Source organism: Acidobacteriota bacterium, from assembly GCA_040756905.1.
Lineage (GTDB): Bacteria > Acidobacteriota > Aminicenantia > JBFLYD01 > JBFLYD01 > JBFLYD01.
In genome coordinates, this window is the sequence record JBFLYD010000014.1 from 21,968 (window position 1) to 44,609 (window position 22,642).

22 protein-coding genes and 1 tRNA gene are annotated in these 22,642 nt (G+C 33.1%); 16 read left to right on the forward strand and 7 right to left on the reverse strand.

All coding sequences use genetic code 11. From position 1 onward, the window contains the following. Window positions 1-314: 314 nt before the first annotated feature. The 6 genes from AB1410_01805 to AB1410_01830 all read left to right on the forward strand — a co-directional run bounded on the left by AB1410_01805 (window position 315) and on the right by AB1410_01830 (window position 9,087). Window positions 315-3,131, forward strand: a complete 2,817-nt coding sequence (locus AB1410_01805; protein MEW6455436.1) for a carboxypeptidase regulatory-like domain-containing protein — start codon at window positions 315-317, stop codon at window positions 3,129-3,131. Between the two features lie 323 nt (window positions 3,132-3,454). Beyond that, a complete protein-coding gene (locus AB1410_01810) occupies window positions 3,455-5,644 on the forward strand; it encodes a GWxTD domain-containing protein (protein ID MEW6455437.1) in 2,190 nt (729 codons plus the stop codon). Window positions 5,645-5,924: 280 nt separating this feature from the next. Further along, window positions 5,925-6,686 carry a DUF72 domain-containing protein gene (locus AB1410_01815; protein MEW6455438.1) on the forward strand — a complete coding sequence of 254 codons (762 nt, stop codon included), beginning with the start codon at window positions 5,925-5,927 and terminating at the stop codon, window positions 6,684-6,686. Continuing rightward, window positions 6,683-7,108, forward strand: coding sequence for an NUDIX domain-containing protein (locus tag AB1410_01820; protein ID MEW6455439.1), 426 nt, complete (start codon window positions 6,683-6,685; stop codon window positions 7,106-7,108). Before AB1410_01815 ends, AB1410_01820 begins: the two co-directional genes overlap by 4 nt. Window positions 7,109-7,261: 153 nt before the next feature. Further along, entirely contained in the window at window positions 7,262-8,011 is a 750-nt protein-coding gene (locus AB1410_01825; GenBank protein ID MEW6455440.1) for a radical SAM protein, read from the forward strand. 65 nt (window positions 8,012-8,076) lie between these two features. Next, window positions 8,077-9,087, forward strand: a complete 1,011-nt coding sequence (locus AB1410_01830) for an SAM-dependent methyltransferase (protein MEW6455441.1) — start codon at window positions 8,077-8,079, stop codon at window positions 9,085-9,087. On the opposite strand, the gene amrA is transcribed toward AB1410_01830, so the two are convergent. After that, a complete protein-coding gene (gene amrA / locus AB1410_01835) occupies window positions 9,080-9,634 on the reverse strand; it encodes an AmmeMemoRadiSam system protein A (protein ID MEW6455442.1) in 555 nt (184 codons plus the stop codon). The two genes, AB1410_01830 and amrA, sit on opposite strands and share 8 nt — an antisense overlap. After that, a complete protein-coding gene (locus AB1410_01840; GenBank protein MEW6455443.1) occupies window positions 9,627-10,049 on the reverse strand; it encodes a hypothetical protein in 423 nt (140 codons plus the stop codon). Before AB1410_01840 ends, amrA begins: the two co-directional genes overlap by 8 nt. Window positions 10,050-10,171: 122 nt before the next feature. Here AB1410_01840 and AB1410_01845 point away from each other — a divergent pair, with 122 nt between their 5' ends. After that, window positions 10,172-10,408 (forward strand): Lrp/AsnC ligand binding domain-containing protein, encoded by a 237-nt coding sequence (locus tag AB1410_01845; protein ID MEW6455444.1) that lies wholly within the window; start codon window positions 10,172-10,174, stop codon window positions 10,406-10,408. Between the two features lie 223 nt (window positions 10,409-10,631). On the opposite strand, the gene AB1410_01850 is transcribed toward AB1410_01845, so the two are convergent. From AB1410_01850 to AB1410_01860, 3 genes are all read right to left on the reverse strand, one after another. Beyond that, on the reverse strand, window positions 10,632-10,754 hold the full coding sequence (locus AB1410_01850; protein MEW6455445.1) for a hypothetical protein: 123 nt from the start codon (window positions 10,752-10,754) through the stop codon (window positions 10,632-10,634). 84 nt (window positions 10,755-10,838) lie between these two features. Continuing rightward, on the reverse strand, window positions 10,839-11,627 hold the full coding sequence (locus AB1410_01855) for a GSU2403 family nucleotidyltransferase fold protein (GenBank protein ID MEW6455446.1): 789 nt from the start codon (window positions 11,625-11,627) through the stop codon (window positions 10,839-10,841). After that, window positions 11,620-12,300: a type IV toxin-antitoxin system AbiEi family antitoxin gene (locus AB1410_01860; GenBank protein ID MEW6455447.1), complete on the reverse strand. Its 681-nt coding sequence runs from the start codon at window positions 12,298-12,300 to the stop codon at window positions 11,620-11,622. Before AB1410_01860 ends, AB1410_01855 begins: the two co-directional genes overlap by 8 nt. A gap of 207 nt (window positions 12,301-12,507) precedes the next feature. Here AB1410_01860 and AB1410_01865 point away from each other — a divergent pair, with 207 nt between their 5' ends. Both AB1410_01865 and AB1410_01870 read left to right on the forward strand, forming a co-directional pair. Beyond that, the gene (locus AB1410_01865; GenBank protein ID MEW6455448.1) at window positions 12,508-12,630 is read left to right on the forward strand and encodes a hypothetical protein; all 123 of its coding nucleotides are present in this window, start codon (window positions 12,508-12,510) and stop codon (window positions 12,628-12,630) included. A gap of 769 nt (window positions 12,631-13,399) precedes the next feature. Further along, window positions 13,400-13,474: transfer RNA gene (locus tag AB1410_01870), tRNA-Ala, on the forward strand. A gap of 6 nt (window positions 13,475-13,480) precedes the next feature. On the opposite strand, the gene AB1410_01875 is transcribed toward AB1410_01870, so the two are convergent. Then, complete coding sequence (locus AB1410_01875; protein MEW6455449.1) at window positions 13,481-15,559, reverse strand: S46 family peptidase; 2,079 nt, start codon at window positions 15,557-15,559, stop codon at window positions 13,481-13,483. Window positions 15,560-15,888: 329 nt separating this feature from the next. Between AB1410_01875 and plsY the strand changes: the two genes are divergently transcribed. Next, window positions 15,889-16,548 (forward strand): glycerol-3-phosphate 1-O-acyltransferase PlsY, encoded by a 660-nt coding sequence (gene plsY, locus AB1410_01880; protein MEW6455450.1) that lies wholly within the window; start codon window positions 15,889-15,891, stop codon window positions 16,546-16,548. Between the two features lie 13 nt (window positions 16,549-16,561). Here the strand turns inward: plsY and AB1410_01885 are convergent, their stop codons facing one another. Then, entirely contained in the window at window positions 16,562-17,044 is a 483-nt protein-coding gene (locus AB1410_01885; GenBank protein MEW6455451.1) for an adenosine-specific kinase, read from the reverse strand. A 100-nt stretch (window positions 17,045-17,144) separates the two neighbouring features. Between AB1410_01885 and AB1410_01890 the strand changes: the two genes are divergently transcribed. The 6 genes from AB1410_01890 to AB1410_01915 all read left to right on the forward strand — a co-directional run bounded on the left by AB1410_01890 (window position 17,145) and on the right by AB1410_01915 (window position 22,640). Next, window positions 17,145-17,654, forward strand: coding sequence for a Mut7-C RNAse domain-containing protein (locus tag AB1410_01890; protein MEW6455452.1), 510 nt, complete (start codon window positions 17,145-17,147; stop codon window positions 17,652-17,654). An 89-nt stretch (window positions 17,655-17,743) separates the two neighbouring features. After that, entirely contained in the window at window positions 17,744-18,658 is a 915-nt protein-coding gene (locus AB1410_01895; protein ID MEW6455453.1) for an ATP-binding cassette domain-containing protein, read from the forward strand. Beyond that, window positions 18,655-19,908: an ABC transporter permease gene (locus AB1410_01900; GenBank protein ID MEW6455454.1), complete on the forward strand. Its 1,254-nt coding sequence runs from the start codon at window positions 18,655-18,657 to the stop codon at window positions 19,906-19,908. Before AB1410_01895 ends, AB1410_01900 begins: the two co-directional genes overlap by 4 nt. Then, window positions 19,909-20,361 (forward strand): DUF488 domain-containing protein, encoded by a 453-nt coding sequence (locus AB1410_01905; GenBank protein MEW6455455.1) that lies wholly within the window; start codon window positions 19,909-19,911, stop codon window positions 20,359-20,361. A gap of 84 nt (window positions 20,362-20,445) precedes the next feature. Next, complete coding sequence (locus AB1410_01910; protein ID MEW6455456.1) at window positions 20,446-21,828, forward strand: radical SAM protein; 1,383 nt, start codon at window positions 20,446-20,448, stop codon at window positions 21,826-21,828. A 2-nt stretch (window positions 21,829-21,830) separates the two neighbouring features. After that, a complete protein-coding gene (locus tag AB1410_01915; GenBank protein MEW6455457.1) occupies window positions 21,831-22,640 on the forward strand; it encodes a methyltransferase domain-containing protein in 810 nt (269 codons plus the stop codon). Window positions 22,641-22,642: the final 2 nt, after the last annotated feature.

Genomic DNA, 22,642 nt, shown 5'->3' on the forward strand with positions numbered 1-22,642 from the left:
TTTGGATTTTCTAAAAATTTGAATTTGTAAGTTATTGAAAAATAAATATTTAATTTTGGCACGATTTATGAATAAGTTACATTGAAAATGAATGAACTAAAAATATTGAAAAAAATATTTTTATTATCTATCATAACAAAAAAATTGATGAAAAGAGTTGAAAAAAATATATTTTTTGATAAGATTAATGAGAATCAAAATCTAAAAAGAAAGGAGGTGTGAATTAAAAGAAGGAAAAAAATTTAACGTAATGGCTAATAATGATTAAGGGAAACAAGGAATAACAAAAAGTTAAAGGTTAAAAAGGAGGTTAAATGAAAACCACAATTAAAAAATTTTTAATACTATTAATTCTGACCCTTATTCTATCTCCACTTTCCTTCTCACAGAGCAAAGAAACTGGAGCAATTCAGGGAACAATAGTTGATAATACAGGAGTACCATTACCAGGTATTACAGTTACAATTGAGAGTGCTTTTGGAAAAAAATCTGTCATAACTGACACCAGAGGAGTTTTCAGATTTCCTGCAATTCCTCCAGCCATGTATTCATTAACCGCAGAACTTTCTGGATTTGTAACAGTTAAAAGAGAAAACATTAGGTTGCACGCAAACATCACTCTTACAGTGGATATCACGATGGAACCAGCGAAAATCGCAGAAGAAGTAACAGTTATAGGAGAAGCACCTGTTGTCGACATAAAATCATCTGCTCCAGCAGCAAACGTTGTTTTAACTGATGAACTTTTAAGAAATGTTCCCAACACACAGTTCATGACAGCGATAATCACTTTGGCTCCTGGAGTTTCTGGATACAATGCATTTGGAGGAGCAGGTTCTTCTGCAAATATTTATGCAATCGATGGAGTGGATGTTTCTGACCCTGAAGGAGGTACACCCTGGGTATTCATGGATTATCAGACAATCGAAGAAGCTCAGGTCATAGGAATTGGATTACCGGCTGAATTCGGAGGATTTACAGGAGCAATTTTGAATACTGTAACAAAATCCGGAAGCAATAGACTTGAATCTTACAACGAGTTCCTCTATCAGAACGAAAAATGGGCAACGGATAACACTAAAAAAATAAAAGATGAAGACTGGTATGTAGCATGGTATCAGAAAATTGAAAATGTGAAAAAACCGCCAAAAGACAGATTTATCGATGCAAACTTCCATTTAGGAGGGCCATTCATCAAGGATAAACTCTGGTATTTTGGAGGAATTCAGTATTACAGAATCTATCACTGGTATACTGGCTTTCCTGAAGCCAGAGATTATCGCCAGCCAAGAGCATTTTTCAAAACATCCTATCAGGCAACTGAAACAAACAAGTTCTCCCTCTCATTTGAACATGATCAGTATGGAGGAATCAACAGAATTCCATGGGGCACAGATTTTGCACCTAATACCTCACCCGAAGCCACAGTAACTCAAATATCTCCTGAATGGTATTGGAATGTAACCTGGACAAAGGTATTTGGGCCAAAAACATTTTTAGATGCAAAATTTGCAGGATTCTGGGGTTATTATTACTTAGAGCCAAGAAGTGGGAGGGATAAAAATTCTCATATTGACTTAGCAGATTTTAGCTTCACAAAGAATTCTCCTTACTGGTATATGGCTGATAGAATAAGAAGACAGCTGAATGTGAACCTTTCTCATTATGCTGATGAATTCATAAAAGGCTCCCACGATTTCAAATTCGGAATGGAAATCGAGCGTAACTATAACAGGTCAAGGTATGCATACACAGGAAAGAACAACATGGTTTACTGGGATTATTATGGTGAACCATACCTTGCCTATCAGTGGGAAGGATATGACCAGAGAATAGGCATGACAAGATACACACTTTTCGGACAGGATTCCTGGGCTGTTTCAAAAAGATTGAACATCAATGCAGGTCTAAGATATGACATAATCAGAGAATCAATCCTTGATGAAGCAAATGATACTTTCTTTCCAAAAAATAAACAGGCAGGTTTTGGAGATAGAAAACCTCGTGGAACACAGTATGTGGATGTAATATATAAACCAACAAATTTAGCTCCTCGAATTGGGTTCTCTTTCGATATTCTTGGTGATAGAAAAAATGTCCTAAAAGCTCACTGGGGGAAATACTATGAAGGAATATTTGCAGCGACCATAATGAGAATGGATCCCCGTTATGCAGATTACATCGGCTATTACTGGGATGGAGCTGAATGGGTAGAATTCTATCGCTCACCCCTATCAGAGAATATCTATGATATTGATAAAGACATAAAACATCCTTACATGGAAGAATTCACAGTCGGTTTCGAAAGAGAACTTTTCAGAGATGCATCAATTGGTTTCACATACATCGACAGAAGATGGAAAAATATAATAGGAGCTGTAAATACCGCAGGAATATATGAGCCTAAAACATGGCTAGATCCAGGACCTGATGGAGTAACAGGAACTGGAGATGACAGAACAGTTCAAGTTTATAATCAGCTAAATCCAGGAAAAGATTTTTATCTAATCACGAATCCTACCAAAGGTATGAAAAATGTTTACATTGACCCGTACAGAAGCTATAAGGGATATGATTTCAGGTTCAACAAAAGATTCTCCAACAGGTGGCAGTTATTGCTTTCGTATATCTATGTGGATAATAAAGCCAACATAAACAATACGTGGTCAACAAACACTGGATGGACAGGTCTTTTTACCGATCCAAACTATCAGATAAACACAGAGGGAAAAGCTGAATATGTTCCAAAGCATGTTTTGAAATTATACGGAACAGTTATTCTTCCCCTTGATGTAAATTTAACTGTCTCCTACCAGTATATAAGTGGATATTACTACACGAGACTGTTCAGAGACACAAGAAGAGGAATGGCGCTGGGACAGGGAAGACCATGGATAAATGCTGAACCTATGGGTTCAAGAGAATATGATGCAATCAATAACCTGGATCTACGACTTGAGAAGACTTTCAAATTGGCAAACGGCAGATTGGGATTTGTTGGTGATATATTCAATGTTTTCAATTCAGATACAGTTAGATCTCGCTATAATCGCACAGGAGCTTCTTTCAATAAGATTCGAGGAATTGTCACACCAAGAGCATTAAGATTGGGTATCAGATACTTCTTCTAGAAATTAATTTTTAAAATGGAGGAGAGAATTTATTTCTCTCCTCCATAGAGTTTTTTTAAAGATTTAATTAAAATTTAAATTAAAAAATATTTCTTTAATAAAACCTAATAAAGAAATTAATTAATATTTTCTTCCGTATAAAAAGGATAAATCACTTTTTAAAAAGTTTTAAAAGCATGTAAAGTTTTGTAGTAAGAGAATTTATCTTTTCTGAGCTGGAAGAGTGGTCTGAAAACCGTCACGAAAAAAATTTCTCTTGCTTCCAAAACTCTCTTTTTTAAATAGAATATGAAATTTTTTTATGTTATCATATTTTATCGAAAATGAGTCTGAGATTTATAACTACATTTTTTTTCTTATCATTGATATCTCACAATCTCATCTCCAATGAATTAACAATCTTCTCCAATACTTCTAATAAAATAAATAATTTCTATAATTTTCAAGACTCAATAAATTCATTAATTTTAAAAAACTCATTTTACCCAATAAATCCTGCAAACTTATTAAATTACAATAATTCAGTAGATCCAACTAATTCAAAGGATTCAAAAAATTCTCTGAGCGAAAAATGGAAAAAATGGCTTGAGGAAGAGGTTGTTTATATAACTTCACCAAAGGAAAAGGAAATATTTTTATCCTTGAAATCTGACAGGGAAAGGGAAACATTTGTTGAGGCATTCTGGCTCCAGAGAGACCCAACTCCTGGAACTCCAGCAAATGAATTCAAAGAAGAGCATTACAGAAGGATTGAATACGTAAATAAATTTTTAGGAAGGGATACTGTAAGACCAGGATGGATGACAGATAGAGGAAGGGTTTACATTGTGCTTGGAGAGCCCATGGAAATTCAAAGATATGAAACTTATCAAAATATTTATCCTGCCGAACTATGGTATTACCATGGCGATACTTCATTGGGGTTTCCTCCATATTTTTATATTTTGTTCTATAAAGACAAAGGGATTGGAGAATACAAGCTTTATAGTCCAGCTGGAGATGGTCCTGAAAAACTGATCGTTCCTTCTCTATCACTCAATTCTCAGAATAGGGCTGAAATTTATTATGAGATAAAGCAAGTTTCTTCTGAATTAGCAAGTGCTTCTCTAAGCCTCATTCCAGGAGAGGGAGTCGATCCAGCAGGAATGTTTCAATCTTTATCTTCTGACATTCTTCTTTCAAATGTATTTCATTCTCCAATTAAAAAAATTGATAGCCAGTGGGCTGAAAAATTTCTTAAATACAAGGAAATTATTACCACGGATTACTCTGTTAAATATGTAAGAAGTAATCACTCTACATTTCTTCATCAAATGGACGGAAAAAATTTTCTCCATATTATTGTAGAGCCCTACACCCTGAATCTAAATCAGTATGAAAATAAAGTTTTTGCTCCATTGAAAATAAACATTAAAATAACTGATTTGAATGGAAAGATAATTTTCCAGGATGAAAAAGATTTTTCGGTTGAATTTACAGAAGAAAATTTTAAAAAGATTGAAAGAAGAATCCCGGCTCTTGGAGATTTAATTCCCATAATAGATGGAAATTTTACCTTAAATTTTCTTATAAGAAATACGGCATCAAAAGAATTTACATCATTTGAAGAAAAAATATACTCACCGAAAAAATCTCCTTACTCAATCATAAGCCCAGTATTATTCTTATACAATGAAAAATCCCTCCAGAAAAAGAACAACAATCTGATCCCCTTTAATATTAATAATTCTCAACTCTATCCCAATTCTCAGAAAAATTACACTCCCGATGAAGAGCTAATTTTTTTCTTTGAAATTTATAATTTCAATGAGGACATAAAAAATAAGGAGATGAGAATCCAGATAGAAAAAGATGGAAAAGTATTGAAAGATATTTATGAAAGAATAAGCGGTTCGCCTATTTTCCTGAAAAAAATTCCTCTTAAAGAATTCCCACCATCTGAGTATAAATTAAAAATTTCTGTTCTTGATAAAAATAATGAAATTCTTTCTCAGTTAGCTGATTTTAATGTATTACCGGTAGCAAGCGTTCCAAGACCATGGAATTATTCAAAAATATATCCAGATATAAACCATCCCTATTTCTCACTTATTAGAAGTTACCAGCTAATTAACTCAGGAAGGTATGATGAGGCTATTCAGGAAATCGAAAAATTTTATCGAAAAGAAAAACCCCATCCTGATATTGCCATATGCCTATCAAAAGCATACTTCTATAAAAATAATTTTGAAAAAACAATTCAAACCCTGCTCCCCTTAAAAGAAATGGAAAACCTTGAATTAAACATTATACTGGGGAAATCTTTTCTGAATTTGAAAAATTATAATGAAGCAATTTTTCACTTTAAAAAAGCAATAAACATTGGAGGAGAAACAATTGAACTTCTTAATTCTCTGGGAATCTGTTTTTATGAAACAGGAAAAAAGGACGAATCAATAAAATATTTTCAAAAATCTTTATCTTTAAACCCTGATCAGAAAGAAATCAAACTTTTTTTAGAAAAAATCAAATAAAATAAATAAAATAGGGACAGCGACTATTTTTTATTACTAATATAAAAGCAATAAATAATTTGTAGGGCAACCCTTCAGGGTTGCTTAATGCAAGGCTAAAGCCTTGCCCTACATGTCAATTTATTTAATTCATTTGTATTAATAAATCTTCATCACAATATAAAATTTTCAATCGAGAAATAAATCTCAATTGATAAAAAGAAATTTAAAAAAATGAGAGACATCCAAATTTAAAATTTTCCTTGTAAAAGAGCTTTTTGTCAATTAAAATTGAAACAAGGTGGCAGGAAATAAAATATATATAGGAACGAGCGGTTGGAACTACAATCACTGGAAGGGAAGATTCTATCCTGAAAAATTATCCCAGAAAAAATGGCTTGAATATTATCAAAATTTCTTTTCTACGGTTGAAGTCAACATGACTTTTTACAGATTCCCAAAAAGAGAAATATTTTCTCAATGGAAAAAAGACCTGAAAAAAAATTTCTTGTTTTCTCTTAAGGCAAATAGAATTATCACCCATATAAAAAAATTAAAAGATGTAGAAAATTTAGTTAAAAATTTCATAGATATTTCCTCAGAGCTTGAAGCGCATTTAGGTCCCATACTCTTTCAACTGCCGCCCTCGTGGAATTTAAACATTCAAAGGTTCAAAGAATTTTTAGTTTCTCTAAAACATTCAAAAGCATCTTCCAATTTAAAATTCGTTATAGAACTAAGGGATGAAAGATGGAAAAATAAAGAAATTTATGAAATCCTCAGGAATGAAAATATTTGTTTATGTTTTTCAGACCATCCCGAATGTGCCGTAGATGGTCCAGTCACAAGTGATATCGTTTACATCAGAAAACATGGGCCAGGAAGCCTTTATTCTTCCTGTTACTCTTTAAAAGAAATCTACGAACTCTCGGAGGAAATAAAGAAATTTGTTAAAGATGGAAAAATTGTCTACGTCTATTTCAATAATGATGCAAACGCATGGGCAATAAAAAATGTCCTGGAACTTAAAAATAATTTAAAAGAATTCTTTAGCAACAGATGAAAACAGAATTACAATTTTCTGCAGGTGGTGTTATCTTCAGGAAAACAAATAATACTGTTGAAATTGCTCTTATCTCTCCGAAAGAAAATATATGGTGTCTTCCAAAAGGAATCGTTAATAAAGGGGAAAAACCTGAAGAAGCTGCAAAAAGAGAAATTAAGGAAGAAACAGGCTTGGAGGGAAGACTTATCGATAAAATCGATAAAATTGAATACTGGTATGTTGACAAAAAAAACCTCATTAGATATCACAAGTTTGTTTATTTCTTTTTGTATGAATTTGAGAACGGCGACATAAAAAATCATGACTGGGAAGTTATAGATGTAAAATGGTTTTCTACAGGTGAAATCTTTAATTTTATGAGCTATAAAAATGAGAAAGAAATTGTAAAAAAAGCAATTGAAATTATAAATAAAATTTAAATCTAATGAGAATGTATCTAATTTTAATACATTTCTGCCCCTCACCCTCCCCTCTCCCCCTAAGGGGAGAGGATTAAAGCTTGCCCCGTACTTGATGCGGGGTGAGGGGTAAAAATAGAATGTAACAAATATTTGTGCGTTTGTATTACATTAATGAAAATAAAAGAAACTAACTCAAAGAAAATATTGAACAGATCTAAAATAGAAGGGGTCGACTACTGCATTAACCCTTACATCGGATGTTTTCATGGTTGCAAATACTGTTATGCCGAGTTTATGAAAAAATACACATTCCACACAGAAAACTGGGGAGAATTTGTAGACATAAAAATTAATTCGCCTGAGCTTCTTGAAAAAGAAATTAAAAGTATGAGGAAAGGATTGATAATGATTAGTTCTGTGACAGACCCATATCAGCCTATCGAAAAAAAATATGAAATAACAAAAAGGATTCTTGAAATTCTCTTAATCTATCAATTTCCAGTTGAGATTCTCACAAAATCTTCCCTGATTTTGAGAGATATAGAAATTCTTAAAAAATTTAATGACCTATGCGTGGGGCTTACAATCACAACTGACAATGAATACATAAAAAAAATCTTTGAGCCTCGCTCTTCTTCGATTTCAGAAAGAGTAAATACAATAGAAATATTACACAAAAACGGGATAAGAACTTTCTGCTTTGTAGGCCCTATCCTTCCGATGAACCCTGAAAATCTTTTAAATATGATAATCGATAAAGTAGATTTTATTTATTTAGACAGGATGAATTATTGCAATAAAGTGACATCGATTTATAAAAAATACGGACTTGCAAAATATCTCAGCGATGAATATTTTGAAAATGTTAAAAATTTTTTTCTTAAAAATGTGGACATAAAAAAAATTGAAGCATTTATTTAGTTTATTTGATTAATTTTGTTTTTAAAAAATGCGAGAGCATTAAACGAAAGGGTAAAGAAGTAGAAATGCTTAAAAATATTTTAATAGAAAGAATAAAGAAAAAAGGGAAGATTCCTTTCGATGAATTCATGGAAGTTGCCCTTTATCATCCTCAATATGGTTATTATATGATCAAAAGAGAAATAGGGAAAAAGGGAGATTTTTTCACTTCACCATCGGTTTCAAGCCTTTTTTCCCTTACGATTGCAAAATTTATTGAGAGGAATAATGAAAAATTCCTGCAGGATGAAAAAATCCAGATTTTGGAGATAGGAGGAGGAAAGGGTTATTTAATGAACGGCCTGATTGAATATTTCGATGAAAATAATCCAACTCTTTCGAAGAAGATTGAATTTCTATTCCTTGAACTTAAACCTTTGCTTTTTAATAAAAGAATAAAATACATAAAAGAATCTGACTTAAAAGAAAAATCCATAAATGGGTGGATAATTTCCAATGAATTTTTTGACGCCCTTCCTTTTAAAAGGATATTGAAGAAAGATGGAAAAATTTATGAAATCTTCATTGGTGAAAAAAATGGAAAACTCTTTGAGATTATTGATAATCCAACTTCCGAAGCCACTGAATTCATCAAAAATTTCCATTTAGACTCCAAAAAATTCGAGGAAACAGAGATAAATATTCAAGCTTATAATTGGATAAAAATACTTGGAAGAGCACTTAATAAAGGCTACATGTTAACAATTGATTACGGAGAAGAAAGGGAAAATAAAAATTTTCTTAGAAAAACTTCCAGGTCATTTAAAAGACACAGAATATCTGATGATTTATTTGATGATTTAGGAAATAAAGATATCACTTCAGATGTGGATTTCTCCACTCTTATAAAGGGAGGGGAAGAAATAAGACTAAAAAAGATATTTTTATGGACTCAGGAGAAATTTCTCCTCGAAAATAGGATATTGGACTTCAAAATAAATAATGATATTTCAAAAATCAATCAACTAAAAGTTCTTCTAAACCCTGAGTTTATGGGAGAAAAATTTAAAGTTTTATTTTTAAAGAAAATTACTTAATTTCTCTATCGGAAAATACCTCTCCTGAGAAAATTTCAACCTTAATTCCTCTTTTCCATTCATCACCCTTTAAACCTGCTTTCATGCAACCGTGAGTCAAATAAGTTTCAAGATCCCAGTTGTATTCTACTGGAACCTGAGGTAGAAGAAGTCCCTGGAAAGCTCCTTTTGAGACTATTATCCCATGTTTTCCGATTTCAATCTCATCGTATGATTTTATCTCTTTCGGTATAGATAGGATTGTAATTTCTATTTCAGTTTCATCCAGTTCCTCAACTGACAAAGGCTCGAATCTGAAATCAGAGGTTGCTGCTGAAATTGCTACATCTATTATTGTTTCATAAAGAGATTTATATGGAAGTGGATATCCTATACACCCCCTAAGGTTTCCTCCGACCTTCAATGTAACAAACGCTCCTTTCTTCTCTTTAAGCCAATTTTCTTTGATTTCCGGAGAAATAGTGTTTCCTTTTTTGAGATATTCCTCTATTGCTTTTCTTGCTAAGTTTAATAAAAACTTTTTCTTTTTAGTATTCAATTCATTCAATAACTTCCTCCTGTTTTTTAATTATCTTAATAAAAACATTTTTTACTTCCATTTTGTTTTCATTCTCATCGAATTCAAATAAATATCCAAAAATTGATTCATCTTTCTCTGAGTCGACTCTGACTAAAATATCTCCTGCAGTGTTTATTTTTATCCATCGCTGAGGAAAATCAGCTTTGGAAATATAAAAATAACCGACTAATTTTCTGTCAAATAATCTTTCAATCTCTTCTTTTTTCTTAAAGTATTTTTTCTCATTCTGTAAAAATTTTTCCTCAACTCTTAAAGCCTTTTCCACTATAAAAACCCTTCCCCTTTTATGACCTAAAAGTGCTCCGAATATATTTCTTCCTTTGAACTCTTCCGTATGAAACTTTATTATGTTGTAAACCTCTTCAAGAATCCATATCTCCATTTTATTAAATTATATCACACCCTCAATCAAGCGAATAGAAATTCTTGAAACGAAACAAAAATATAAATTCAATTAATTTGCAGAAATAAATTTTTTCATTATAATTTAAATGGAGGTAAAAAATGAGTGTATGTGCATATGTACTGATTGAGGCAATGCCTTTAAAGTCAGGAAATATTGCTAAGAAAATTTTAGAGATAGATGGTGTAAAAAGTGCTTTTAGTGTCACAGGCCCATTTGATGTAATTGCTTTTGTGGAGAAAGAAGATTTGAATTCGCTGGGAAAGACAATAGCAAATGAAATACAATCGGTTGAAGGTATTGTAAGAACAACAACCTGTGTAGTAATGGAAATTTAAAACTTATTATTAGTCATTAAGCAAAGTAAAGTTAGTTCTTTTACCCTATGTGAAGTGAATTTTTTTATTATTAAGAATATTTGAAGGATTCCCTAAAATAACATTTGCCCTACAATTTATATTTTTTGGAAAAATGTAGGGTAAATCTCCAAGAAGCAAGGACTCATTATTAAGGTTGGATGTAAACATCCCTATTGAAACTTAGTTATTAAATCTATGGTATTTAAAGTTCTTTTAAGTCCGGGTTTTTCATTACAACTACGAAAGTAACGAGAGAATTGAAAACTTTCCATTCTCCTGCTGCATTAAAATCAAATGTCAAACCTGAAATCCTTTCTTTAAACATGAGGAAAGCTGGCTGAACGTTTGTTGTATATATCTTTTGGTCATATCATTTAACTTAATTTGCTTATCGAATATTTTTCTTGTTTCATATTACTTCGCGCAATTTACTAAATCTTTCAAATATATCTTTCCTTAAATCGTCTATATATTCATCTGGGCCGTTTTCTTTCTCTACCATAAGGCAGCCTTGGCTTGTCTTTCTTTCAAAATATTTGCTAAGATTTCGCGGTATTTCTTTGAAATAACCTTCTTTCTTATATAGCTCAACTTCCTTAAGAATAATCTCCCGGTCTGGTGCATATCTCAATATGAAATACATATAGTGCAAATCCTTAGCCTGTTTTTGTTTATCTTCTCTATCAATAAATGTGGCTGCCTTATGATATAAAAAAGCTGATGGCTTAGGGCAATTGATTTTGTAGCTCAGTTTCCTCTTTTTATCTTTAATATTAAGAGCGATTTGGTGTTTAAGAAGAAAATCAAATTTATCAATTTTATTGATATCAATCTGTCTGCCAACTAATTTTTCTATAATTTCTTCTTCTATTTCTTTAGGAGCGATAAAATCTATACGTATCTTTCCCTCTTTATACAAAATTACCGGATACAGTCTATCCATTTGAGGGTGGCGTTCTTTGTAATTCAAGGAAGAAAGCAACTCAAAAATCGTCCGCGGATAAACCTTTGGCTTGTTTATCCCTATACCAAAATCAATGTCAGTGGTGGTCACTGGTCTTATGGAAAGATTATTCCACAAAAAACGGGAATACACATAAGGTATCCATCCGCCAACCAAGGTTAAGTCATCAAGATAATCCTTAAGGTCTGTCAAGACTTCAAAAAATTTTGACTCAATGTATTCAAGTTCAGTCAAAATGTTTTCCTTTCTCTTCTAAAAGCTTCTTAAGATACTCAGCATGTTCTCTTCCACGCGGCTGGAAGTTATACAGGTCAAGATAAAGTTGCAGGTTGGAAACTACTATAAATCCTTTTATTTTTTGCCTATTAAAGAATACGCTGGTTTTATAATAGGGCTGAATTACATGAATGTTACCACCCCTTACCAGTTCTTTTAACTCCAATTTCTGCCTCAAAGCCAGAATATCCTTATCCCAATTCGCAAGTTTAAGATAAATAAATATCTCTTCTGTCTTTACAAAAGAGGTGATAAGATTAGCACCTGTATGTAGCGTTAGGGCATATTGACCTTCTTTTAAAAGATTTTTAATTTTCTTGAGGATATCTTTATCTGGACTATAGTAAGAATCAATTGTGTTTAAGTCGAACTGATAATCTTTTAACCAGTCGGCAATAAGCATATCTTTATTGGTAAGAAGCGTGTAGCTCTCAGGTCCCTTTTTGACTCTTTCCACATATCCCTTTTTTGCCATTGCTTCAAGGATTGCTTGAGCCATTCCTAAACTTACACCTTCAGAACCTGTAAAATCCCGTACCACCCATTCTCTTTTTGGGTCTTTAAGCATTTTTCTCGCTATAAGGGTAGCTTTGTCACCAAAAATATTTTTCATTTTTTGATTTCTTTCCATAATGTTTACCTTCCTTATATTGTTCACTAAATAGTGAACAATATATAATAAATGAACATTATTATCAAGCCATCTAAAATACTTTCTCACGCTTACGATTCACTCAACTAAATAATTTTATATGATATTATTAACATGATAAACTAAAAACATAAATTGTTAATAGAGAAGGCTAGATCTTCTAAAATATATTAAAAAGAATTTAAAATGAAAAAGGAAAGAATCCCTACGATGAAAGTGAAAAGAAGAATTATAGTGAAAAATGGAAAAATATTTGGAGTAAGTCAAAAATTAGACAAATTGATTAAAGAAATATCAAAAAAATTATAAAAAAGAAGTTCACTTTTATGATATTAGAAATTTTTATAATAAAGATCCTAATTTAATGGGTTTCCATATCGCAACTAAGAAAAATGATAATGGAAGAGAAATATATTTAAACCCAAAAAAGTATTTGGATCGTTTCCTGGATTTACTGGACAATCTTGGTCTGATTTTGTTGAGACAAGTTCAAAGGCAGCAAATTACATATTAGCTATTGAAAGATTAGCTGCTGGATTTGCATTACCTGTTGTGATTGGTGGATTCTTTGTACTTTTTTCAGCATTTAAGAAACGGGAGAAAATGGGTTTGGTACTATATGTTGTTAGTTGGCCATAGAGGGAAGCTTATTCTTTTTATACTTTTAACAACCACTTCAACAATGGAATAAATTTTATTTTTTTCCCCTGATGGAGTTCCACTCCCTCATTAATCATCTGCTATAACCAAAAGGTTAGTGCATTTTAATTCCTGACTTGCCTTAATTAAAGATCTTATTTCTCTCTCCTTTGTTTTAAAATCTTCCACATGATAGGATACCTGAATTAACTCTCTTACTTTCAAGTTCCCTTTTGATTTCTGCTAATCACATACTTTTTATTAAAGTTTGTGATTTATATTCACAATTTCAACATTAATTTTTGTGATTTGCAATAAAAAATTTGGAAGCTTTCTTTTTAAATTCCTGTCTTCTAATACTTCTATAAATATTCATTTTTCATTATTTAAGGATTGGAATGATTGACTTTAAAAGAAATTTAATTTAATTTCTGAGTAAGGGCGGTTAGCTCAGAGGGAGAGCGTCCCGGTCGCAACGGGAAGGTCGGGGGTTCAAATCCCCTACCGTCCACCATGAATTTTATTTTTTCCCTATAATCTCATCAACTAACTCAAAAGCACCATACACTTTGATAAGGGCTTCGATAATTCCCTGAGAATGAACCATTACAGAACGGGCAATTTCATCTGTGTATACAAAGCGATTTGGCAGTGATTGAATGTTTCCATCAAAAAGCACTCCAACAAGCTCAGCTTTTGTATTTATCACAGGACTTCCTGAATTCCCCCCAATTGAATCCAGAGTTGATACAAAATTTAAAGGCACATCAAGGTTTAATGCAGATTTTTTCTCAATGAAACTTTTTGGCAATTCCCATGGAGGTTTATTTCCATGCTTATCAGCCCATTCATATAATCCTCTGTATGTTGTTTGAAAATGAATTTTCTTTCCATCTTCGACATAGCTCTTAACTGGTCCGAAGCTTAATCTCAAAGTTCCAGTTGCATCAGGAGGAATTGAAGTCCCTCTAAGTTTAAACATTGCTTTTGCAATCAATGCACCGTTCTTTGTCTCAACACTCTCAACTTCCTTTTCATATCTATCGCGTAATTCTCTTGAAACAGGGTCAATCAATAAAGCAAGTTTTATCATCGGATCCTCTGATTTATTTACAGCTTCAATACCTCCATCGATGTATTTCTTTCTTTCTTCTACATCTTTCAGCTTAGTTCCTTTGATCAATTCATTTGCAACTTCTTCTGCTGAACGACCTTTGAAAATCTTTTCTGTCAACTCTGGATACTCAGTACATTCCTCTTTCAGTTGAGCCAACGAATTCGTTAGAGTTACAACTTCAAGTTCATCGTATATGGGAGCTTGGGATAGGATACTTCTTGTAATTGAAGGAAGGTTTGATTCTCTAAATTCTCTTAGCCTTTCCTCATTTGGCTTCGGTTTTTCCATTGCTATTCGAACGAGGGTTTTTGCAATTCGAAAATATGTTGTGCGGAATCCTCCTGCCCGTTCTAACAATGAAAGGGACTTGTAAAATGTAACAAGGCTTTTCTGGGCTTTCTCAATCTCGTCCCAGGCTTTACCAAATTCTTTTTGCATTTCAGAGTCTTTATTGATTTCTTCTCTAAAGGCTTTTTCTTCCTTCTGTTTCTTTTCCATGATTTTTTCATCAAGGAGTCCAGACTGATAACCAGTTATAGCCTTTAAACTATTTTCAACTCCGAATAAACTTCTCTGAGCAATACGGGCATGTTCTTCACTCTTTTTGCTGAACTCAGTTAAGAGAGCTCTCTGACGTTTCAGGTTTGCAATTGAATATGGATAACTAAAATCACGAAGATATTTAAGTTGAGTCATTGTGAGTAAGCGGCCAGTGGAACCAGGGTTACCTGAAGCAAAAACAAGCTCTCCTTCTTTCACCCCTTCTGTGGACCATTTAAGATAATCAGGTGATTTTATCGGTTTATCATTCTCATAAACCCTGAAGAAGCAAACATCCAAATCATATCGAGGGTATGTAAAATTATCAGGGTCTCCTCCAAAAAAGGCAATTGGAAATTCTGGTGCAAAAACAAGACGCACATCTGTGTAACGCTTAAACTTATAAAGATGAAACATACCACCGGAGTAAAGGTTTATTACCTGGCAGAAAAGACCTGTTTTTTCAGAGCATTCTTTTTCAATCGAAGCAATCTTTTTCTGCTGGGCTTCATTTGCCTCCGAAGATGTCATCTGAGGAGTTACTACGCTGTTTACTAAATCAGTCACATCCTCAATTTCCATCAGAACATGTATTTCTACTCCTGGGCATTTAAGCTCTTCTGCTTTTGTCTTTGCATAGAAACCTGTCTTCATCAAATCTCTATCTTTTGTGCTTAGATTCTGAATTGCACCAGAGCCAACATGATGGTTAGTAAGAACAACCCCATCTGGAGAGACAAAAGAAGCAGAGGCTCCTCCAAAGCGAATGGAGGAAAGCTGGACATGTTTCAGCCATTCGGATGTAATTTCAAACCCATATTTTTTCTTGAGATAATCAGTCGGAGGTTTGTTGAATAACCACATTCCTTCATCAGCAAATATGAAGGATATAATGGTAAAAATAAGGAGAGAAAGAAAAAATATGAACCTGTTTCTTTTCATATATTCCTCCTTTTTAGAATCATATTAAAAATAAATCATATACCATTTAATTAAATATTTTAAATTTAATTTTATTATTATTTCTAATGCAGTTATGACTTGATATACTTAAAATTAAAAACTCAGGAACAGTATAAATACAATGAAAATCTATCAGAAACACGGAAGAAAAAGGAAGTGATCTCTCAAAATAAATATGAATTTATTTTGAGAGATAAAGTTCTTATCAAAGGAAACTTATATAATCTAAACAGCTATTAAAAATATTTGACATCAGATCTAAGCATTGGTATAAATTATGGAAAATGAAAAACAAAAAACGAAAATAAATGAATGAAATAATGTTTATCCTTCTTGTAGCAATAACAAGTTATCTTGCAGGCTCTTTCCCGACAAGTATTATAATGGGAAAGCTTTTAAGAAGTATTGACATAAGAAATTATGGAAGTGGAAATCCAGGTGGAGCAAACACCTTTAGAGTTTTAGGTTGGAAAGCAGGAATTGCAGTCTTAGTAATTGATGTTTTCAAAGGGTTTGCTGCAACCCATTGGTTCTCAAAAATTGCTTTGAATCAAATTCCCTCTACCTATTTAGTCCCAATTCAAATATTAGCAGGATTTTCTGCTGTTCTGGGACATAGCTTTACAATCTTTGCCGGGTTTAGAGGTGGAAAAGGCATTGCCACTGGTGCTGGAATACTCATATCTCTTTTTCCGTTAATAATTCCATTTTGCGGTTTAATATTTTTTTCGATTTTAGTTCTTACAGGTTATGTTTCTTTGAGTTCGATTGGAGCTTCTATCTCTTTTCCCATTCTTACAACGACTCTTTATCTCATGGGGAAACCTGTAGATTCGACATTTCTTGTCTTCAGCTTCTTTATCCCATTTTTTATTCTTTTTACGCATAGAAATAACATCAAAAGACTTCTTTCAGGAACTGAAATTCGTTCAGTCAAATTAATGATTTTTAAGCCAAAGGAAAAGTAGCCTCTCCTTTTTTCTATGATTTATAGCCAATCTTTCGAAGAAATTCTTTTCTTTTATTAATATCTTCCTCTGACTCAATTCCTTTCGATTTTTGCCCATCTATAACGCCCAGTATTCCCCTACCCTCTTCAGTTTCAGCAATTATCACTCCCACTGGGTTTGCAGTGGCACAATAGATATTACAGACTTCCTGACAGTTTTTTACAGCATTCAAAACATTAATCGGAAAGGCATTTTTTAAAAATATGATGAAAGCGTGTCCGCATCCTATATTCAAACAGTTCGTTTTTGCGAGTTCAATTAGTTCATCGTCATTCCCGGCAATTCTTATAAGACAGGGCCCTGAGGATTCTGCAAAAGCAATTCCAAATCTTATTCCAGGCATTGAAGATACAAGTATTTCATAAAGGTCTTCAACGGTTTTTATAAAATGCGATTGACCTAAGATAAAATTCATATCATCCGGTTTTTGAATTCTTACTGTTTTTATCTCCATTTTTCCTCCTTAAAGACATATTATAAATTATTTTTTTGTAAGTGCTAAAAACATTGTTGCAGGAGAAATTAATTTAATATTTTTCTTTATTTTTTATTGATTGGATTTTGTTTTTTCAATAATATTTATTGTTGTGGGAGAGAAAGAACAAATTAAATTTGTTGTTGACTGCATGCTTGGAAAGCTTGCAAAATGGATGAGAATACTTGGATTTGATGTTGTTTATTTTAAAACAGCAAACGATGAAGAAATATTAAAATTGTGTCTTAATGAAGGAAGAATTATTCTGACAAGGGATAGAAATCTTTTCAACATTGCAAAAAAATCAAGGGCTTTTTTAGTAAAATCAGACCAATGGGAGGAGCAGGCAAAGGAAGTAATTGATAATTATAATCTGTGGGATAAAATCTCTCCTTTCTCAAGATGTCTAAATTGTAATTATCCTCTTAAAATAATAGAGAAATCTTCAGCAAAAAACCTCGTTCCTCCTTTTCCCTATGAAACTTTCGATGAATTTGCTGTATGTCCTGAATGTGGAAAAACATACTGGCCTGGAACCCATTTTGATGTCATGCGCCTAAAAATAACAAAGCTTATAAATGATAATTGAAAAAAAGATATAAAAATAAAGCCCACTTTAATAATAATTATATTTAACTTGGAAGGGAAATTTTCGTATAATTTAAAGATGGAGGATAAATGCAGGAAAATGGAATGAGCATCGAAATTTCAAACGTTTCCAAAAGGTTCGGAGACCTTCAGGCAGTTTCAAACATTTCTCTTCAGATACCAAAAGGCTCAGTATATGGAATTCTCGGTCCTAATGGAGCTGGAAAAACCACAACGATAAGAATGATACTTAACATCATATCTCCTGACGAGGGCGAAATAAAAATAATGGGAGAATCCATGAACGAAGAAATGAAGAATGCAATAGGATACCTTCCGGAAGAAAGAGGACTATACCCAAAAATGAAGGTCAAAGAACTCCTCATATACTTTGCCCAGTTGAAGGGAATAAATTACTCAAAAGCTTTAAAGAACTCCGAGTACTGGCTCGCTAAAGTTGAACTTCTTTCATGGAAAGAAAATAAAGTGGAAGAACTCTCAAAAGGAATGCAGCAGAAACTTCAGTTTATTATTACATTGATTCATGAGCCTGAAATTATAATTCTTGATGAGCCCTTTGCTGGACTAGATCCGATTAACACTGAAGTTCTTAAAGATATTATGCTTGACCTAAAGAGAGGAGGTAAAACAATCCTTTTTTCAACCCATCTGATGGAACATGCAGAAAAGCTATGCGATTATGTTACTCTAATAAATAAAGGAAAGAAGATGATCGATGGAAAATTATCAGACATAAAAGCCATGTTCGGGAAAAATATTCTTGTTCTTGAATTTGAAGGAGATGGAAATTCCCTCAAAACTCTCCCGGGTGTTAGAAGATATTACGATTTTGGAAAATGGGTTGAACTTGAACTGGATGAAAAAGCTGATGTCAATTTCATTCTAAGGAAATCTATGGATACAGTAAATTTGAGAAAGTTCGATATTGTTGAGCCATCATTAAATAATATATTCATAAAGGTGGTAAAAGGAGAAAACCAATGAAAAAGCTTTTTCATATAATAAAAAGAGAGTACCTTAAGATTGTTAAAAGAAAGACCTTCCTCATCAGCACTGTATTAACCCCTTTAATCATGGGCGCTCTTATCTACCTTCCAACTTATGTGGCGAAAATTTCTGAGGAAAAACAGAAAAATATTTTTATAATAGATAATTCAAAACAAATCTTTTCTGATTTAAAGTTAAAGCTTGATAGAAGGCTAAAAGATAGTTCTCCTGCCTATAAACTTGAAAAAATTGACTCTGAAAACAAAGAGAGTACGAAAGAAAATTTAAAAAAATTGGTTGAAAAAGATGAAATATTTGCCTTCATAATACTTCCTGAAGATATAATTATTAAAAGATATGCAGAATTCTATGCAAAAAATGTATCAGACCTCAAAACAATAAACGAAATTGAAGATAAACTCTCAAACATCATCTCAGAAAAAACTCTTCTCTCTGAGGGAATGAACCCTGAAAAAGTGAGATTATTGATAAGAAAAGTTAGTATGAAAACTGTAAAAATTGCAAAAGGAGAAGAAAAGAAATCCGGTTTTATGTCAGAATACCTCGGCTCCATATTCTTCATAACAATTCTTCTCACAATGATATTGGGATACGGTCAGGTAATAATGAACGGAGTTCTGGAGGAAAAAAACAACAGAATAATTGAAATAATGCTATCTTCTGTCAGTTCATTCCAGCTTATGGCTGGTAAAATCATAGGAATTGGCGCTGCCGGTATAACTCAGCTTTTAATCTGGATAAGCGTTGCCATCTATCTTTTAGGAGGAAGTTCATTTTTAATGAAAGGGATGCAGGTTGGTTTCCTTGATTTCTCCACGATGATTTATTTCACAATTTTCTTCCTGCTTGGATACTTCCTCTATTCAACAATGTTTGCCGCTATTGGTGCCATCTCAGGAACTCTCCATGAAGCCCAACAACTCATGGCTCCGATAACTTACTTTTTAATAATTCCTTTTATCTTAGGAATCGCAGTAGCCCAGAATCCAAACACCATGCTTGCAACGCTCTTTTCCCTTTTTCCACTGTTCACTCCCACTCTTATGTTCATGAGAATTACATTTACACCTCCTCCTGGTATTCAGATTTTTATTTCAATTGTTCTTTTGATGATCGCTACTCTTTTCACTACATGGGTTTCTGCAAAGATATTCAGAACCGGAATATTGATGTATGGGAAAAGGCCAAATTTTAAAGAAATCCTAAGATGGATAAAAGCAAAATGAATGAACTCTATAGAAATTTTACCGCAGAAGAACACTAGAATTAGAAGAAATTTCAGAATAGTGGAAATCTGGGATATAGGGCATTCGACCTTAACGATTGAAGATTTTATTAGAAAACTTATTAAAAATAATATTCAGCTCCTTGTAGATATAAGGAGATTTCCTGGGTCAAAAAAATTTCCCCATTTTTTTAAAGACTCACTGAAAAATTTTCTTTCAGAAAGGAGAATTGATTATCTCTGGCTTGGAAATGAGCTTGGCGGGTTCAGAAAAGGAGGATATGAAAAGTGGACAGAAACTTCTGAATTTAAAAAAGGAATTGAAATGCTTGAACAGATTGCTGCTGAAAAAAGAACAGCTTTTATGTGCGCTGAGGGGTATTACATGCGCTGCCATCGTAGATTCATCATAAAGATTCTAGAGGAAAAAGGATGGACAATACACCATATTTAGAGAATAAAAATAAAAGAAAAAATTTAATTGCTTTGTAAAACAGAATTATTTTGTCTATAATAGCGGATTAAGGAATTTTATATAGTGAAAAAACTTTTATTAATAAACCCAGTAGGACAAAGAACTGGTTATCTATTAAGCAAACTCTCCACATTACCACCATTAAACTTGGCCTACATAGCTGCAGTAACTCCTTCTACCTGGGATGTCGAAATAGTGGATGAGAATTTTAATAAATTTGAGTTTGAGGAAGCAGATTTAGTAGGCATTACTGCCTTTACCAGTAATATCAACAGAGCTTATGAAATTGCCCGGATTTACCGGGAGCGGAAAATCAAAGTAATCATGGGAGGAATTCATGCATCTATGATTCCAGAGGAAGCCTTGCAGTATGCTGATGCAGTTGTGGTTGGCGAGGGAGAGCGTATCTGGGAAAGGGTAATTCAGGATTTTGAGAATAACACGCTGTTACCCAAATATATAGGCCCTCAAGTTGATTTGACTCAATTCAAAATCACTCCTCGTCGTGATTTGCTTGACCCTAAATATTATTGGCAATCTGTCCAAACTTCTCGTGGCTGTCCGTTTAATTGTAATTTCTGCTCGGTTTCCAAATATCTGGGTAAAGAGTTCCGTCAACGTAAAACTAGAGACATCCTGGATGAGCTCGAAGAAATAAAAGATGAACATATAGTATTCGTGGATGATAATCTTATTGGCTATAGCCAGGAGAGTAAAAAAAGGGCAATCGAATTATTTGAAGGTATGATAAATCGTGGGATAAGAAAAAAGTGGTGGATGCAGGCTTCAATTAATGTAGCTGACGATGAACTAGTGATCAAATTAGCAGCTGAGAGTGGCTGTATATTTGTATTCATTGGATTTGAAACTATTAACAAGACAATACTTAACAAAATGAAAAAAGGGATTAACCTGAAAACTGGTGTAGAAAACTATAAAAAAGTAGTAGATACATTACATAAATATGGAATTGGAGTGTTGGGTGCATTTATCATCGGCAATGACTATGAGTCCCCTCAATACTATAAAGAATTGGCGGATTTCTTGGTTAATTCTGGCATCAGTAGCGTCCAGATTACTGTACTTACTCCCCTTCCTGGCACCAATTTAATGGAGCAAATACAAAAAGAGGAACGGTTAATCTACAAAGATTTCCCTCATGATTGGGATAAATACCGCTTCTCTTATATGGTTCATCAGCCGCAAGGAGTGGATATAGATACTATATATATCGGAAACAATTATATAAAAGACCGTATTTATTCCTTCCCCACATACCAATTCCGACTCCTTAAATCCCTTTATAAACTAAAAAACATTTCTAACTTCTATACTATCTACAAATTTAACCAAGCCCTTAAAAGGAATTGGATTAATTCCCATTATTACGGAAAATATCCAAGAAAATTTAAAAGCCAATTGAGCTTTAACAATCTGGAGATATAATCGTGGAAGAAATTGAATACCTGATGGAAAGCGAGGAAGAAGCTTTCCGTCTGGATATAAAAACAGATAGCGAAGCTGTTGAAAAACAGGCTCTCTGGGCTGGCATAAAACCAGGTATGCGTGTCGCTGATATCTGCTGTGGCTCAGGAAAAACTACATTTACGCTGCATAAACTGGTTCAACCCCGCGGGAGAGCAGTAGGAGTGGATTTTTCAGAAAAAAGAATTGAATATGCAAAAAAGCACTATGGCCTTAAAGGAATAGAATTTATACGTATAGATATACGGAAGCCCCTTAAAGACCTTGGAATGTTTGATTTCATCTGGGTGCGTTTTGTCCTTGAATATCACTTATCCGAAAGTTTTCATATAGTCAAGAACATATCCAACATTGTAAAACCAGATGGTATCTTGTGCCTCATCGATTTGGACTACAACTGTTTGACTCATTTCGGTCTTTCGAAAAAGTTAGAAAAAACCCTCACTGATGCAATAAAAAATTTAGAGAAAAAGGCAGATTTCGACCCGTATGCAGGAAGAAAACTCTATTCTTACCTCTATAACCTTGGTTACCAGGATATAGATGTGGACGTAAGAGCTCATAATCTTATATTCGGTAAATTGAAAGAAAGAGATGCCTTTAACTGGATGAAGAAGATTGAAGTTATCTCAAAAAAGATAAATTTTCAACCTGGAAAATTTAAAGGAGGATTCGAAGAGTTCCTCGAGGAATTTAAAAGATATTTTTATAACCCTGGACGATTCACTTACACTCCAATCATCTGTTGTCGGGGTCGTAAGCCTGCCATCTGATT

Coding starts and splice junctions, on each gene's coding strand:
- AB1410_01805 (MEW6455436.1), top strand. CDS start 315: ATGAAAACCACAATTAAAAAATTTTTAATACTATTAATTCTGACCCTT.
- AB1410_01810 (MEW6455437.1), top strand. CDS start 3,455: ATGAGTCTGAGATTTATAACTACATTTTTTTTCTTATCATTGATATCT.
- AB1410_01820 (MEW6455439.1), top strand. CDS start 6,683: ATGAAAACAGAATTACAATTTTCTGCAGGTGGTGTTATCTTCAGGAAA.
- AB1410_01825 (MEW6455440.1), top strand. CDS start 7,262: ATGAAAATAAAAGAAACTAACTCAAAGAAAATATTGAACAGATCTAAA.
- AB1410_01830 (MEW6455441.1), top strand. CDS start 8,077: ATGCTTAAAAATATTTTAATAGAAAGAATAAAGAAAAAAGGGAAGATT.
- AB1410_01840 (MEW6455443.1), bottom strand. CDS start 10,049: ATGGAGATATGGATTCTTGAAGAGGTTTACAACATAATAAAGTTTCAT.
- AB1410_01845 (MEW6455444.1), top strand. CDS start 10,172: ATGAGTGTATGTGCATATGTACTGATTGAGGCAATGCCTTTAAAGTCA.
- AB1410_01850 (MEW6455445.1), bottom strand. CDS start 10,754: ATGTTTAAAGAAAGGATTTCAGGTTTGACATTTGATTTTAATGCAGCA.
- AB1410_01860 (MEW6455447.1), bottom strand. CDS start 12,300: ATGGAAAGAAATCAAAAAATGAAAAATATTTTTGGTGACAAAGCTACC.
- AB1410_01865 (MEW6455448.1), top strand. CDS start 12,508: ATGAAAAAGGAAAGAATCCCTACGATGAAAGTGAAAAGAAGAATTATA.
- AB1410_01875 (MEW6455449.1), bottom strand. CDS start 15,559: ATGAAAAGAAACAGGTTCATATTTTTTCTTTCTCTCCTTATTTTTACC.
- plsY (MEW6455450.1), top strand. CDS start 15,889: ATGAATGAAATAATGTTTATCCTTCTTGTAGCAATAACAAGTTATCTT.
- AB1410_01885 (MEW6455451.1), bottom strand. CDS start 17,044: ATGGAGATAAAAACAGTAAGAATTCAAAAACCGGATGATATGAATTTT.
- AB1410_01895 (MEW6455453.1), top strand. CDS start 17,744: ATGCAGGAAAATGGAATGAGCATCGAAATTTCAAACGTTTCCAAAAGG.
- AB1410_01900 (MEW6455454.1), top strand. CDS start 18,655: ATGAAAAAGCTTTTTCATATAATAAAAAGAGAGTACCTTAAGATTGTT.
- AB1410_01905 (MEW6455455.1), top strand. CDS start 19,909: ATGAACTCTATAGAAATTTTACCGCAGAAGAACACTAGAATTAGAAGA.